This window comes from Pseudomonas neuropathica (genome assembly GCF_051174785.1).
GTDB lineage: Bacteria > Pseudomonadota > Gammaproteobacteria > Pseudomonadales > Pseudomonadaceae > Aquipseudomonas > Aquipseudomonas neuropathica_A.
This window is the reverse complement of the sequence record NZ_CP195111.1, coordinates 5,219,291-5,233,454: the sequence shown is the minus strand read 5'-3', so window position 1 is coordinate 5,233,454 and position 14,164 is coordinate 5,219,291. Positions and strand designations below refer to the sequence as shown.

General features: G+C 59.9%; 13 protein-coding genes and 1 riboswitch. Of the genes, 5 read left to right on the top strand and 8 right to left on the bottom strand.

Annotated features, from left to right (window positions below; all coding sequences use genetic code 11):
• Nucleotides 1–37: 37 nt before the first annotated feature.
• Nucleotides 38–1,384 carry a cobyrinate a,c-diamide synthase gene (locus tag ACRRSD_RS23695; RefSeq protein ID WP_435035639.1) on the bottom strand — a complete coding sequence of 449 codons (1,347 nt, stop codon included), beginning with the start codon at nt 1,382–1,384 and terminating at the stop codon, nt 38–40.
• Nucleotides 1,381–1,992, bottom strand: a complete 612-nt coding sequence (gene cobO / locus ACRRSD_RS23690) for a cob(I)yrinic acid a,c-diamide adenosyltransferase (RefSeq protein ID WP_003223053.1) — start codon at nt 1,990–1,992, stop codon at nt 1,381–1,383. Before cobO ends, ACRRSD_RS23695 begins: the two co-directional genes overlap by 4 nt.
• Before the next feature lie 81 nt (nt 1,993–2,073).
• A riboswitch (cobalamin riboswitch) is annotated at nt 2,074–2,304 on the bottom strand.
• A 163-nt stretch (nt 2,305–2,467) separates the two neighbouring features.
• On the opposite strand from cobO, the gene ACRRSD_RS23685 reads away from it, so the two are divergent.
• Both ACRRSD_RS23685 and ACRRSD_RS23680 read left to right on the top strand, forming a co-directional pair.
• Entirely contained in the window at nt 2,468–3,052 is a 585-nt protein-coding gene (locus tag ACRRSD_RS23685) for a hypothetical protein (RefSeq protein WP_435035637.1), read from the top strand.
• A gap of 66 nt (nt 3,053–3,118) precedes the next feature.
• Nucleotides 3,119–4,432 (top strand): PQQ-dependent sugar dehydrogenase, encoded by a 1,314-nt coding sequence (locus ACRRSD_RS23680; RefSeq protein ID WP_435035636.1) that lies wholly within the window; start codon nt 3,119–3,121, stop codon nt 4,430–4,432.
• A gap of 133 nt (nt 4,433–4,565) precedes the next feature.
• Here ACRRSD_RS23680 and ACRRSD_RS23675 read toward each other — a convergent pair whose 3' ends face one another.
• The 5 genes from ACRRSD_RS23675 to ACRRSD_RS23655 all read right to left on the bottom strand — a co-directional run bounded on the left by ACRRSD_RS23675 (nt 4,566) and on the right by ACRRSD_RS23655 (nt 9,232).
• Nucleotides 4,566–5,102, bottom strand: a complete 537-nt coding sequence (locus ACRRSD_RS23675; RefSeq protein ID WP_007919825.1) for a C40 family peptidase — start codon at nt 5,100–5,102, stop codon at nt 4,566–4,568.
• A gap of 219 nt (nt 5,103–5,321) precedes the next feature.
• The gene (locus ACRRSD_RS23670; RefSeq protein ID WP_007919826.1) at nt 5,322–5,939 is read right to left on the bottom strand and encodes a C40 family peptidase; all 618 of its coding nucleotides are present in this window, start codon (nt 5,937–5,939) and stop codon (nt 5,322–5,324) included.
• A gap of 214 nt (nt 5,940–6,153) precedes the next feature.
• Entirely contained in the window at nt 6,154–6,858 is a 705-nt protein-coding gene (gene hda / locus ACRRSD_RS23665; protein WP_007919828.1) for a DnaA regulatory inactivator Hda, read from the bottom strand.
• A 207-nt stretch (nt 6,859–7,065) separates the two neighbouring features.
• Nucleotides 7,066–8,139, bottom strand: coding sequence for an AI-2E family transporter (locus ACRRSD_RS23660; protein WP_102900818.1), 1,074 nt, complete (start codon nt 8,137–8,139; stop codon nt 7,066–7,068).
• Nucleotides 8,140–8,173: 34 nt separating this feature from the next.
• On the bottom strand, nt 8,174–9,232 hold the full coding sequence (locus tag ACRRSD_RS23655) for a DUF2066 domain-containing protein (RefSeq protein WP_435035634.1): 1,059 nt from the start codon (nt 9,230–9,232) through the stop codon (nt 8,174–8,176).
• 373 nt (nt 9,233–9,605) lie between these two features.
• Here ACRRSD_RS23655 and purM point away from each other — a divergent pair, with 373 nt between their 5' ends.
• From purM to ACRRSD_RS23640, 3 genes are read left to right on the top strand one after another with little or no spacing between them, the layout of a single operon-like run.
• Complete coding sequence (gene purM / locus ACRRSD_RS23650; protein WP_034156237.1) at nt 9,606–10,664, top strand: phosphoribosylformylglycinamidine cyclo-ligase; 1,059 nt, start codon at nt 9,606–9,608, stop codon at nt 10,662–10,664.
• Nucleotides 10,664–11,314, top strand: coding sequence for a phosphoribosylglycinamide formyltransferase (purN, locus tag ACRRSD_RS23645; RefSeq protein ID WP_435035632.1), 651 nt, complete (start codon nt 10,664–10,666; stop codon nt 11,312–11,314). The genes purM and purN overlap by 1 nt, the downstream gene beginning before the upstream one ends.
• Before the next feature lie 8 nt (nt 11,315–11,322).
• The gene (locus ACRRSD_RS23640) at nt 11,323–12,036 is read left to right on the top strand and encodes a DUF3108 domain-containing protein (protein WP_095114118.1); all 714 of its coding nucleotides are present in this window, start codon (nt 11,323–11,325) and stop codon (nt 12,034–12,036) included.
• A 407-nt stretch (nt 12,037–12,443) separates the two neighbouring features.
• Here the strand turns inward: ACRRSD_RS23640 and ACRRSD_RS23635 are convergent, their stop codons facing one another.
• On the bottom strand, nt 12,444–14,069 hold the full coding sequence (locus tag ACRRSD_RS23635; protein ID WP_435035631.1) for a methyl-accepting chemotaxis protein: 1,626 nt from the start codon (nt 14,067–14,069) through the stop codon (nt 12,444–12,446).
• Between the last annotated feature and the right edge of the window lie 95 nt (nt 14,070–14,164).

Below are 14,164 nucleotides of genomic sequence, written 5' to 3'. Positions count from 1 at the left end.
CGAGCAAGCTCGCTCCCACATTGGACGGGGTGCTTGCTCAAGAAACACGATCCCCTGTGGGAGCGATGCTCGCGAAGGCGGCCTCACGGTCTGGCGCAAACAACGCGGCAATCGCAGTCGGATTCGACGGGAAGTAGAAGTGCACATAAGAAGCCGTCATCCGCCCTTCCCGATAAACCGCCTCGGCGCCGCGCCCACCGTTCGGGCTCAACCCTCGGGCAATCGGCGTCAGTTCGGTGGTGGTCAGCGAGTGATGATAGGTGTGCCCACGCAACGAACCTTCCGGCAGATCCACCGCTTGCAACGCCAGTGCCGCCAGACGCTTTTGCATCACTGCGTCCCCCTTGAGCAACCCAACCAACTCCGCGCGAGTGCCATCAACGTCCGTCAACGAATCCAGCAGATAAAGCATCCCGCCACACTCAGCGAGCAACGGTTTGCCCGCCGCATGATGCGCACGAATCGCTTCAAGCATTGCGGTGTTCTGTGACAACTCAACGTGGTGCAACTCCGGATAACCGCCGGGCAGATACAGACTGTCAGCGTCAGGCAATTGCGTGTCACGGATCGGCGAGAAGAAAGTCAGCTCGGCGCCCATCGCCCGCAACAGATCGAGACTCGCGCCGTAGGTGAAGGCAAACGCCTCATCGCGGGCGACGGCGATTCGCACGTTTTTCAGCAACGGTTCGACGGCGATCACATCAGGCGCGGCGAATTCTACGGTCGGTGGCAGAGCTACCTCGCAACTGCTGGCCAATGCATCGGCGGCGGCGTCGAGACGCACATCCAGATCATTCAGTTCGCTGGCCTGGACCAGGCCGAGATGACGACTTGGCAACTCGATGCCCGTCTCACGGGACAAAGCGCCATACCAACGCAGGCCTTCGGTGAGGCTGCCTTCGAGCAACTGCGCATGCCGCAACGTGCCGACACGATTGGCCAGCACGCCGGCAAACGGCAGATCCGGCTGATACTTCGCCAGGCCCAGCGCCAGCGCACCAAAGGTTTGCGCCATGGCCGTGCCGTCGATCACGCCGAGCACCGGCACGCCGAAGTGCCGCGCCAGATCGGCGCTGGACGGCGTGCCGTCGAACAGGCCCATCACGCCCTCGATCAGAATCAGATCCGCCTCGGCGGCGGCTTCCCACAATAGGCGACGACTTTCCTGCTCGCCGACCATCCACATGTCCAACTGATACACCGGCGCACCACTGGCGCGCTCGAGAATCATCGGATCGAGAAAGTCCGGGCCGCATTTGAACACGCGCACCTTGCGCCCCTGATTGCGATGCAAACGGGCGAGCGCGGCGGTGACGGTGGTCTTGCCCTGACCGGAGGCCGGAGCGGCGATAAGGACCGCCGGGCAGTGACGTGGTTGATTCAAAGTTCGACGCCTTTCTGCGCTTTGATGCCGGCCTGGAAGGCGTGTTTGAGCATGCCCATTTCAGTCACGGTGTCGCCCATTTCGATCATTTCCGGCTTGGCCGCGCGACCGGTGACGATCACATGCTGCATCGGCGGACGCGCCTGCAAATCGCTGAGCACCTGATCGAGATCGAGGTAGCCATGCTTGAGGGCAATGTTGAGTTCGTCGAGCACCACCAGACCGATCGACGGATCACGCAGCAGTTCGCGGGACACAGCCCACGCGGCTTCGGCGGCGGCGATGTCGCGCTGACGATCCTGGGTTTCCCAAGTGAAGCCTTCGCCCATTACGTGGAAGCGAACTTGCTCGGGGAAGCGGCGGAAAAACAACTCTTCGCCGGTGCTGTTGCGGCCCTTGATGAACTGCACCACACCGCACTGCATGCCGTGGCCCATGGCGCGGGCGAGCATGCCGAAGGCCGAGCTGCTTTTGCCTTTGCCGTTACCGGTCAGCACCAGCACCAGGCCGCACTCGTCGGGCGAGTTGGCGATGCGTTCGTCGATCACGGCTTTTTTGCGCTGCATACGGGCCAGATGGCGTTCGTCGCGCTCGGGGGAATCAGTCATGGGGGAGCTCTCCGTTGAGGCTGGATAACGGCGGGCAGGCACAAGAATAGACGGCAAAAAGCCTGGCATCGCCCACCGTGATGCCGCTGGATGGATCAGGCCGGTCTCCGGGCTCATGAGCGGCGTCTCGCCTGACTGCGCGCCTTCCCGCTTCTGTCGAGGCAGTGGCTCAAGGCGCAGTTTTCACTCATTTACCGTTGCGGGGGCAGCGCCGGGATCGTGGTGCTTCTTCGTGCGAAGACAACCCTCACCGGCTTCCCTGTTTCACTCTGTCGACGCAGGTCACAGAGCACCTGAAACAAGCCGCGAAGGTTAGAGGGTTGGGGGTGGAGCGTCAATTAAAGAGGCGGTCAGCGGGCGAATAACTGCCGCCGATCAATTATCTGACGGCAATCTTGTGCCACACTGATACAAATGATATCAAAGAGCCATGCTTTTCCCGAAAAGCCCACTACAACAATAAAGGATGATGACGATGCAAGGCATGATCATCAGCAACCCGCGCCTGGAATTCCTGCGCCCGGTGCTCGAACGCTGGTTTGACTGTATCGACCGTTACAACGCCGTGCGCGGCGACAGCGACACCCCTTACTGGCATGACGAGAAAGCCAATCTCGGATTGCTCTCGGCCGCAGCCTGGATGGCCGAGCTGGTGACTTTGAACGACACTGCCACGCGCAAACAGAATGAAGAAGGCGAGCGCAATGCCCGCGCCGATCTGTTTCTCGCCGGCGCCGAAGACCGCGCCTTCATTCAGGCCACGCAACGCTGGCCAAAGGTTACCAACCTTAATCTGACTCAAGCCCTGCTGGACATCACCAACGATGCCAAGCGCATCAGCTACGCCAGCGACCTCAAGCTCGGCTGCCTGTTTGTCGCGCCGCAAAAAGCCCAGCACAGCGCCAGCCCCGAAGAGCTGCAGGACATGGTCGACGACCTGCAAAAAGAACATACCTGCGCCGTAGCTTGGTATTTCCCCTACGCCTACCGCAAGTTACGCAGCGAAGCGGGCAACTATCACCCGGGCATCGCCGTGCTGTTCAAAGAGGCCCACGGCTGAGCAGTTGAACCATCGGGCTTGCGCCCTCCTCTATGATTAGGAATGCATTCATAGGGAAGATCAGCAATGCGCAAGCCCCAGCTCGTTTTTGTCATCGCCTTCGCCGGAGGACTCGCCGCCTGCGGCGAAACCTCCAGCCTGCAAGTATCCGACGGCACCGGCCCGTCACCGAAGTTGCCCGAACCGAACAAGACCCTGATCCCGACGGTGAATATCGCCCCGGCAATCGGCTGGCCGGAGGGCGCTAAACCGACGGCAGCGACTGGCACGCAAGTCGCTGCATTCGCCGAAGGCCTCGACCATCCGCGCTGGCTCTATGTCTTGCCCAATGGCGATGTGTTGGTGGCGGAAACCAACGCCCCGCCGAAGCCGGATGACAGCAGCGGTATTCGTGGCTGGGTGATGAAGAAGGTCATGGGCAAGGCTGGCGCTGGCGTGCCAAGCCCGAATCGCATCACTTTGTTGCGCGACGCTGATCACGATGGTGTGGCGGAGACACGCACGGTGTTTCTGCAGAACCTCAACTCGCCGTTCGGCATGACCCTGGTTGGCAATGACCTGTACGTCGCCGATACCGATCGCCTGCTGCGCTTCAACTACGAACCCGGCGCCACCGAGATCAAATCGCAGCCGATCAAGGTCGTCGATCTGCCCGGCGGCACCTTGAATCACCACTGGACCAAAAACGTCATCGCCAGCAAGGACGGCAGCAAGCTGTACGTCACGGTCGGGTCGAACAGCAACGTCGGAGAAAATGGCCTGGATAAGGAAGAAGGCCGCGCGGCGATCTGGGAAGTCGATCGAGCGACCGGCAATCACCGGATTTTCGCCTCAGGCATCCGCAACCCCAATGGCCTGGCCTGGGAGCCGAAAAGTGGCGCGTTGTGGACAGCGGTCAACGAACGCGACGAGATCGGCAGTGATCTGGTGCCGGACTACATCACCTCTGTGAAGGACGGTGGTTTTTATGGCTGGCCGTTCAGCTACTACGGCCAGCACGTCGATGTGCGTGTGTCGCCGCAAAACCCTGAGCTGGTGGCCAAGGCCATTTCCCCGGATTATGCAGTCGGGCCGCACACCGCATCGCTGGGCCTGAGCTTTGCCGAGGGCAACACGCTGCCAGCGCAGTTCAAGGAAGGCGCGTTCATCGGCCAGCACGGTTCGTGGAACCGCAAACCGCACAGTGGCTACAAAGTGATTTTCGTACCGTTTACCGGTGGCAAGCCGAGCGGCACACCAGTGGATGTGCTGACCGGTTTCCTCGACAAGGATGAGAATGCACTGGGTCGCCCGGTGGGCGTGGTGATCGACCAGCAGGGTGGCTTGCTGGTGGCGGATGATGTTGGCAACAAGGTGTGGCGAGTGTCGGCCACGAAGTGATGCTGAATGTGACCTGAAACAACTGTGGGAGCGAGCCTGCTCGCGAATGCGGAGTGTCAGTCTCCATTGAGTTGACTGATATACCGCTTTCGCGAGCAGGCTCGCTGCCACATCAGGATTGCTGCGATTTTTACTACGGGTTATGCGCCAGATGCTCCGGCTGCAACACCCGCTTGGCACTCAGATAAGCCTTCTGCCAATACGCCTTCGACAGACTATCCAGCTTCACCGTGCCGCCCGTGGCCGGCGCATGCACGAACCGCCCTTCGCCGACGTAAATCCCCGCGTGACTGACCTGCGAGCCGCCATTGGTGGCGAAGAAGATCAGATCGCCGGTCTGCAAGCCTTCCTTGCCGACATTCGGTGCCTGCATGACGATCAGCTCACGCGTCGAACGTGGCAAAGAAATGCCCGCCGCATCACGGTAGACAAAACCGATCAGCCCGCTGCAATCAAACCCCGAATCCGGCGTATTGCCGCCCCAGCGATAAGGCGTGCCCACCAGGCCAAGCGCGCGAAACAGCACGTCTTCAGCAGCAGGTGAAAAAGCTTGGGAGGGGCCGAACACGACCGGCGCGCGAACCACCGGCGCAGGTGGCGGCGTGCGACTGGCGCAGGCGCTGAGCAGCGCTGCGAAGAAGATCAATGTGAGGCGGGCCGACATCGTCATAAGCAGAACATCCTGATCTGGCTGCGGCTTTTTCTGCCGGTGGACAGAAAACAAAACCGCCTGCGTAGCACGCAGGCGGTTTGCCATCAATATAGATTCAGGATTCTAGCGGCTACGCGGCAAACTTCAAGTAAGACTTTAACTTCACCTTGTAAAGTCTAGGTCTACTCCGCTGCCGGGAGCCTGATTGTCGCCGCGAATGCAGCGACAACGAGGGAATTACTTGCGAGCGGTGACCACAGTCGGAGCGTTGGCCAATGCGCGTTTCGCTTCGATGAAGGTCTTGCTCCAGTAGCTGTCACCCAGGCTGTCGATGCGAACACCGCCGCTGCGACGACTGCTGGAGTGGATGAACTGGTTGTCACCCAGGTAGATCCCGGCGTGACTGACACGACCGCGACGACCGTTGGTGGCGAAGAACAGCAGATCACCCGGCTCAAGGTTGCTGCGCGAGACCAGAGGTGCATCGACGTTGATCATTTCGCGGGTCGAGCGTGGCAAGTTCATGCCGGCTTCTTCGCGGAACAGATAACCGATGAAACCGCTGCAATCAAAACCGGCTTCAGAGGTACCGCCGAAACGGTAACGGGTACCGATCAGGGACATGCCGCGTTCGAGGATGCTGTCGGCCAGAACAGGAAGCTGATAAGGCTTCTTGCCATTGAATTCGTTGAGTTCTTTTTCGGTGTCCAGTTCTTCCTGGTAAATAACGGAAGACTGGGCCGTGGCAGAATTTTTAACCTGTTGAGGCTGCTCTTGAACTGGAGAATGAGCAGCGCAACCGTACAACAGGGTGACGAGTGCGAGAGGCACGAGGGGTGCGAAGCGCTTTAGCATGGGCACGACCGTGGCTGATAGTTGTAAAGAAGCCGAGACTATGCCCGCTATCAACCTCATTTGCAAATTCAATCGATCTTTTTGTGACTTCTCGGTTTCTCGTTTACATCTAAGCGCTTAAGCCCATTTGAACCGATACGCGGCCTGCACAGCGTGTAGGAAAGCGGATTTTCTGGCGCCTGAAATATGCCGAAACACGCTGAAAGCCGCGCCGTTACCAGCCTAGCGTTTCTTTCAGGAAGGGAATTGTCAGCTTGCGTTGAGCCTGCAAAGAGGCCTGATCGAGCTGTTCTAGCAAGTCAAACAGCGCACTCATGCTGCGGGTGCCGCGAGTCAAAATAAAATGCCCGACTTCGTCAGTCAGGTGCAGACCACGACGCGACGCGCGCAATTGCAAGGCACGCAATTTGTCTTCATCGGAGAGCGGACGCATCTGGAAAATCAGCGCCAGGGTCAGGCGCGATTTCAAGTCAGCCAGTTTGACCGGCAATTCACGTGGAGAAGTGGAAGCGGCGATCAGCAGACGCCGACCGCTGTCACGCAGACGGTTGAACAGATGAAACATCGCCTCTTCCCAGTCAGCCTTGCCGGCAATCACCTGCAGATCGTCCAGGCAAACCAGTTCGTACTGTTCGAGATTGTCGAGGATTTCGACACCGCGATCCATCAACTCGGCCAACGGCAAGTACACCGCCGGCTCACCCATCTGCTCAAAACGCAGACATGCGGCCTGCAACAGATGCGTACGCCCTACGCCGTGTTTGCCCCACAGGTAGATCAGGCTTTCTGTCCAGCCGGCGTCGGCTTCGCATAGACGCTCGACATAGCCGAGTGCAGCGGCATTGGCGCCTGGGTAGTAGTTGATGAAGGTGGCGTCGTCACGCAGACGCACACCTAGGGGCAGCTGAATCGGTTTCATGCTGACTGAACAGTTCTCAAGGAACCGTTAGTGGCCTCTGTGTAAAGTTTGCGAAGTTTATACCCGTGAAGCTGAGCGCACAATGCGACAGAGTCCAAGCAAAATCAAAGGTTTGCGTTAACACGCTGGTTTTATGACAGATTCTTTGGCGCCAGCGCCTGCAGGACGCGGGCCAACCCGGCTATTCGCCGGGCCGCCCCTGCGCCATTACAACTGCGGATCGTCAACGCCACTATAGATGTCAGAGTCCTTGTACAAGTCGTGCACATGGCGAACCAGCACCATGATCACCGCCGCCACCGGCAACGCCAGCAACACGCCGGTGAAACCGAACAGCTCGCCACCGGCCAGAATCGCGAAGATCACCGCCACCGGGTGTAGGCCAATACGATCGCCCACCAGCAGCGGCGTCAGCACCATGCCTTCCAGCGCCTGACCGACCATGAACACCGCGACGATTCCGACCATCGGGTACAGATCGCCACCGAACTGGAACAAACCGGCAATCAGTGCCGCGCCAATACCGATCACGAAGCCCATGTACGGCACGATCGCCGCCAGGCCCGCTATCAGACCGATCAACAGCCCCAGCTCCAGACCGACGATCATCAGGCCCGCTGCATAGATCACGCCCAGCGCTACCATCACCAGCAACTGACCGCGAACAAACGCGCCCAGTACCTCGTGACATTCACCGGCCAGCGATACGATGGTCTCTTCCCGATCACGCGGCAGCAGGCTGCGGATCTTGGCCATCATCACGTCCCAGTCGCGCAGCAGGTAGAAACTTACTACCGGGATCAGCACCAGATTGGCCAGCCAGCCGATCAACGCCAGACTGGAGGCCGTTGCCTGACTCAGCACCACGCCGACAATGTCGGTGGTCTGACCCATGTGCTCGCTGATTGCGGCCTTGACCTTGTCAAACTTCCAGAAACCGTCCGACAGCCCCAGCTTCGACTGCGCCCACGGCACTGCCGTGTGCTGCAACCAGTCAAGCATCTGCGGTGCCAGTTCGTACAGTCGCAGCAACTGCTTGGCGAGCATCGGCACCAGCACCAGCATCAGCGCCGTGACGATCAAGGTGAACAAGGCAAACACCGCGATCACGCCCCAGGTTCGCGACAAACCGAGCCGCTCTAGGCGATCCACCAGCGGATCGAACAGATAAGCCAGCAGCAGCGCTACCAGAAACGGCGTGAGGATCGGGTGCAGCAACCAGACAAATGCGCAAAGCAGGACCACCCCACCGAGCCAGAACCAACGCCGCGTATCGGCCATGTACCACTCCTGTTGCTTCTATATAAGGAAAGACTTACCAGCGAAATCGCAACGACGGTGCTGCCGGGGTCGGGGCCGGAGCCGCAACCGGTGCTGCACCTGCAACCGCAGGCTGTGGCGCAGCCACCGGGGCTGGCGCGTCGGCCGGCAACTCCTGCAACTTGGCCAGCGACAACTGTGCACGCATCTGATCGGCGCTGCCATTGACCCGATAGACGATGCGATCGCCATCAACACTTTGCAGACGCACGCCGAACGGTTCGAGTAACCGTAACAGCGCCGCGTAATGCTCCAGATTCATACCTTGCACTTCCAGGGTCTGCTGCCCCGAAGCGCCGGGCTTGGCGACAAAACGTGGCGCCAGACGCTCAGCCACTGCCCGCATCACCGCGTCCGCGACAGCAGCCTGATCGGCGCCCTGCACATTGCCCGCCTCTTTCTGATCGCCCAGCCACAGGTGCCACTTGGCTTGCCACTGCCCGCCTTCTTCGCGGGCATGCACTGCCAGCAAAGCGTCAGCGTTGTAGCGTTCGGAGGCACCGCGCAACGGTGCCGGATCCGTGCCTTCCAGAGCCGGTGCAGTGGCAACCAGTTGCTCGCTCAGGTCTGCCAACGGCAAACGCAATGGCAAGCCGCGATGTTGCGCAGCTGTACGCAACGGCGCGGCGGCGGCCTGACCATCACCGACCAGACTCGAACCCTCAGCCGAATCGTTCAGCCACCAGCTCAGAATCGACGGGCGACTCGCCCCCCACACGGACAACCCGGCACGCCGCAGCGCCTGTTCGGTGGTCGCCGGATCGAAATCGACCTTCAGTACCTCCGGCGGCCCGGCATCGAAACCGAATTGACTGATGATCTGCTGCGGATCCTTGCGAATCGCCGCCAGCCCCGGGTTTTGCGCAGCTTTCGGATCGCCGGTCAAACGCAGCACCAACGTATCCAACGCCGCCTGGGTGGCGCGATCACGCTCTTCTGGCGCCTGGCCATTGACCGGCTCACGCACTTGATAAAGGCCTTTGAGGTTTTCGGCGTGACTCGCCAGGCTGATCAGAGACAAACAACCCACAAACAACAATTTACAAAAACGCATGGAGAATTCCCGTCGACAGGAGCGGCTGGAACAGGCCGCGTGAATCGGTTGAGCAAGGCTGTGACAATCTGCCAGCACCAAACATTCACACGACAGCGGTAAGTTTTTGCACAGTGATAACGATAGACGGTTAATTGCCCCACCTTATACAGGCGTTCATTCGCCTCAATTGCAAAAAATTTCCATGGATATGGCCCTGCCCGTCGGTGCGAGGATGGCCGCTGCCCCTCAAGCCTGATAAAATCGCGCGCCTTCGCAGACCGGCAACAGCCGGGCATCTCGAAACTCGCGTGAGGCCATCGTCCCGCCGATTTCGAAGTTCCCGCTGAACTCGGTCGTTACCCCTGAATCCCCTCCCCTAAAGGCCTGGATCATGAGCAAGCAACCCTCCCTGAGCTACAAGGACGCCGGTGTAGACATCGACGCCGGTGAAGCATTGGTCGAACGCATCAAGAGCGTCGCCAAGCGCACTGCGCGCCCGGAAGTCATGGGCGGCCTGGGCGGTTTCGGCGCCCTCTGCGAAATCCCGGCCGGCTACAAGCAGCCAGTGCTGGTTTCCGGCACCGACGGCGTCGGCACCAAGCTGCGTCTGGCGCTGAACCTGAACAAGCACGACAGCATCGGTATCGATCTGGTTGCCATGTGCGTGAACGACCTCGTCGTTTGCGGCGCAGAGCCACTGTTCTTCCTCGACTACTACGCCACCGGCAAACTCAATGTCGACACCGCGGCCCAAGTAGTAACCGGCATCGGCGCTGGCTGCGAACTGTCCGGCTGCTCGCTGGTCGGCGGCGAAACCGCTGAAATGCCAGGCATGTACGAAGGCGAAGACTACGATCTGGCCGGTTTCTGCGTCGGCGTCGTGGAGAAGTCGGAAATCATCGACGGCTCGAAAGTCGCCACCGGTGACGCGCTGATCGCACTGCCATCGTCCGGCCCGCACTCCAACGGCTACTCGCTGATCCGCAAGATCATCGAAGTGTCCGGTGCCGACATCGAAAACACCCAGCTCGACGGCAAACCGCTGACCGATCTGCTGATGGCCCCGACCCGCATCTACGTGAAGCCGCTGCTCAAGCTGATCAAAGACACCGGCGCCGTCAAAGCCATGGCCCACATCACCGGTGGTGGCCTGCTCGACAACATCCCGCGCGTTCTGCCAAAAGGCGCTCAGGCGGTGGTTGACGTGGCTAGCTGGACTCGCCCTGCCGTGTTCGACTGGCTGCAAGAGAAAGGCAACGTTGACGAAACCGAGATGCACCGCGTGCTGAACTGCGGCGTCGGCATGGTTATCTGCGTGGCTCAGGAGCACGTTGAAGTGGCGCTGAACACCCTGCGTGACGCCGGCGAACAGCCTTGGGTCATCGGTCAGATCGCTGCCGCTGCCGAAGGCGCTGCTCAGGTTGATCTGCAGAACCTTAAGGCTCATTAATGTCCGCAACCTGTGATGTCGTGGTGCTGTTGTCCGGCACCGGCAGTAACTTGCAGGCTCTGATCGACAGCACGCGGACCGGCGACAGCCCGGTCCGCATCGCTGCAGTGATTTCCAATCGCGCCGATGCCTACGGCCTGCAACGCGCCAGGGACGCGGGTATCGCCACCCGCTCACTGGATCACAAGGCCTTCGAAGGTCGCGAGGCCTTCGATGCTGCCCTGATCGAACTGATCGACGAATTCAAACCCAAACTCGTGGTGCTGGCCGGCTTCATGCGCATTCTCAGCGCTGACTTCGTTCGCCACTACCAGGGTCGCCTGCTCAACATCCACCCGTCGCTGCTGCCCAAATACAAAGGGTTACACACTCATCAGCGCGCGCTGGAGGCCAGCGACACTGAGCATGGCTGCTCCGTGCACTTCGTCACCGAGGAACTCGATGGCGGACCACTGGTCGTACAGGCAGTATTACCGGTAGAGTTGCACGACACGCCGCAGAGTCTCGCGCAGCGAGTCCACGTTCAGGAACACCTGATCTACCCGATGGCAGTACGCTGGTTTGCCGAAGGCAGGCTGGCACTCGGTGAACACGGTGCGTTACTGGATGGCCAGTTACTCGCGGCCAGCGGCCACTTGATTCGAAACTAGGAGATATTATGCGTCGCGCCCTGCTCTTCGCTTGCGCTCTGCTCGCCCTGCCCTTCGCGCAGGCAGCCGAACTTCAACCGTTCTCCGCCAGTTACACCGCCGACTGGAAGCAGCTGCCCATGAGCGGCACCGCCGAGCGCAGTCTGGTCAAGGAAGCCAACGGCGTCTGGAAGCTCAGCTTCAAGGCCTCGATGATGATCGCCAGCCTGACTGAAGAAAGCACCCTGACCCTGGACAAGGACACCCTGCTGCCGCAGTCCTACCACTTCGAACGTGGTGGCTTGGGCAAAGCGAAAAAGGCTGATCTGGATTTCGACTGGAACAGCAAAATGGTCACCGGCACCGACCGTGGCGATGCGGTGAAAATCCCGCTGAACCGTGGCATGGTCGACAAATCCACCTATCAACTGGCACTGCAGCATGATGTCGCTGCCGGCAAGAAGACCATGAGCTATCAAGTGGTCGATGACGGCGAAGTCGATACTTATGACTTCCGCGTGCTGGGTTCGGAAAAAGTCGAAACCAAGGCTGGCCAGATCGATGCGATCAAGGTCGAGCGCGTACGCGACCCGACACAAAGCAAGCGCATCACCGTCCTCTGGTTCGCCAAGGATTGGGATTACCTGCTGGTTCGCCTGCAACAGGTTGAAACCGACGGCAAGGAGTACAACATCATGCTCCAGGACGGCACGGTCAACGGTAAAACCGTTAAAGGCAGCTGATCCGCCGCAAAAACAAAGAGCCCCGCGAAATGCGGGGCTTCTTTTCGTCTGCTGGATTGGACATTTGTGCCAGGCTCGCCCCTCACCCCAGCCCTCTCCCAAAGGAGAGGGAGCCGACCGAGCTGTCTGGCGCTATGCATCGACCTGAAAAATCGAGTCGATTATGGATTCTCCAAAGCAAGATCAGGTCGGTGTAACTCGCCAGTCTCCCACGGACAGCCCCCTCTTCCCTTGGGCGAGGGAGCTGACCGAGATGTCTGGCGTTATCCATCGAACTGAAAGATCGAGTCGATTATGGATTCTCCAAAGCAAGATCAGGTCGGTGTAACTCGCCAATCTCCCACGGTCAGTCCCCTCTCCCCCTGGGAGAGGGTTAGGGTGAGGGCATCCTCAGGTTCACCACACACTCAAACCGAAAACTTCGCCACCATGCTGTTCAGATCCACCGCCAACCGCGACAACTCCTGACTCGCCGCACTGGTCTGATTCGCCCCCGCCGAGGTCTGCATCGCCAGATCACGAATGTTCATCAGGTTGCGATCAACCTCACGCGCCACCGCCGCCTGCTCCTCTGAAGCACTGGCGATCACCAGATTGCGCTCGTTGATCAGCGTGAACGCTGAGGCAATCTCTTCAAGTGCAGTCCCGGCCGCCTTGGCCAGCTCCAGCGTCGAACGCGCGCGCACATTACTCTGCTGCATCGAACTGACCGCCGAATCGGTGCCCTGCTGAATGCCGCCAATCATCTGCTCGATCTCTTGCGTCGACTGCTGCGTACGATGCGCCAGCGCCCGCACCTCGTCGGCTACCACCGCAAACCCGCGCCCGGCATCACCGGCCCGCGCCGCCTCGATCGCAGCATTCAAAGCGAGCAGATTGGTCTGCTCGGCAATCGAACGGATCACGTCCAGCACCTTGCTGATGCTGTAGACCTTCTGCGCCAGATCTTCCACCTGACTCGCATTGGCCGTCACATCATCGGCCAGCGACTCGATGGACAACACCGTTTGATGCACCTGTTCACGGCCATGCTGGGCAATACGATCGGATTCACGAGAGGCCTCGGACGTGGCCACGGCATTGCTTGCCACCTCCTCCACTGCGGCCGTCATCTGATTAACCGCTGTAGCCGCTTGCTCGATTTCCAGACTCTGCTGGTGCAAGCCGCGCGTAGCGTCCTCCGTGACGCAACTCAGCTCCTCCGACGCCGAGGCCAATTGGCTGGAGGACTCGGAGATTCGCCGAATCGTGTCGCGCAGGTTGTGCTGCATGCTCTTGAGCGCCTGCAGCAGTCGCGCCGGCTCGTCCTTGCCGCTGATGCTGATATCGCCCGTCAGATCACCACCGGCCACCACCTCAGCGATACCCAACGATTGCGCCAGCGGCAGGACGATGCTGCGCGTCAGCAACAGGGCCAGGCCAATGGTGATCAGCGCGGTAACGCCGATCATCACCCCGACCCACACCCGCGAATTGATAAACACCAACCGCGCTGCTTCGGTGGCGAGATTGGCATTGTGTTTGTTCAGCTCAACCAGTTCGCGCAAAAGCACTGCGATCTCATCGGCCAAGGGACTCATCTGACCGTTGAGAATGGTCGCAGCCTCCTCGACCCGATTCTGCGCCGACAACTGCATCACCTGCGCCTGAAACTCCAGATACTGGTGCTCGGCAACCTTGAAGCGGTCGAACAGCTTGCGCTCCTCGGGCAGTACGATCAGCACGTCGTAACGCTGCTGGGCCTCACTGAGCACACCGCGTAATTCATTGAGTTTGGCAACGTTCTGTTCGAGTGCCTGCGGATCCCGATTGAGCAACAGGCGCATGGTCAGCGCCCGCAGGCGCAGCATGTCCTGACTCATCTCACCGACCGCCATGACGCTGGGCAGCCAATTGTTATCGACCTCGTCAGACTGCGCGCGCATGTTCGACATTTGCAGCAGGGCGAACGCGCCCAAGGCAAACACCATCAACGCCAACAAGCCAAAACCGAGGCCGGCGCGCGGGGCAATATTGAGACTTCGAATACTCATTGCTCTGGTTCCTTCCAAAAGCGCTGCATCGACCCTGCAGCTGGTTGCTTTAGAAGGTATCGGCCCGGCGAAAAATTGCGTAAGACGAAAAGGCG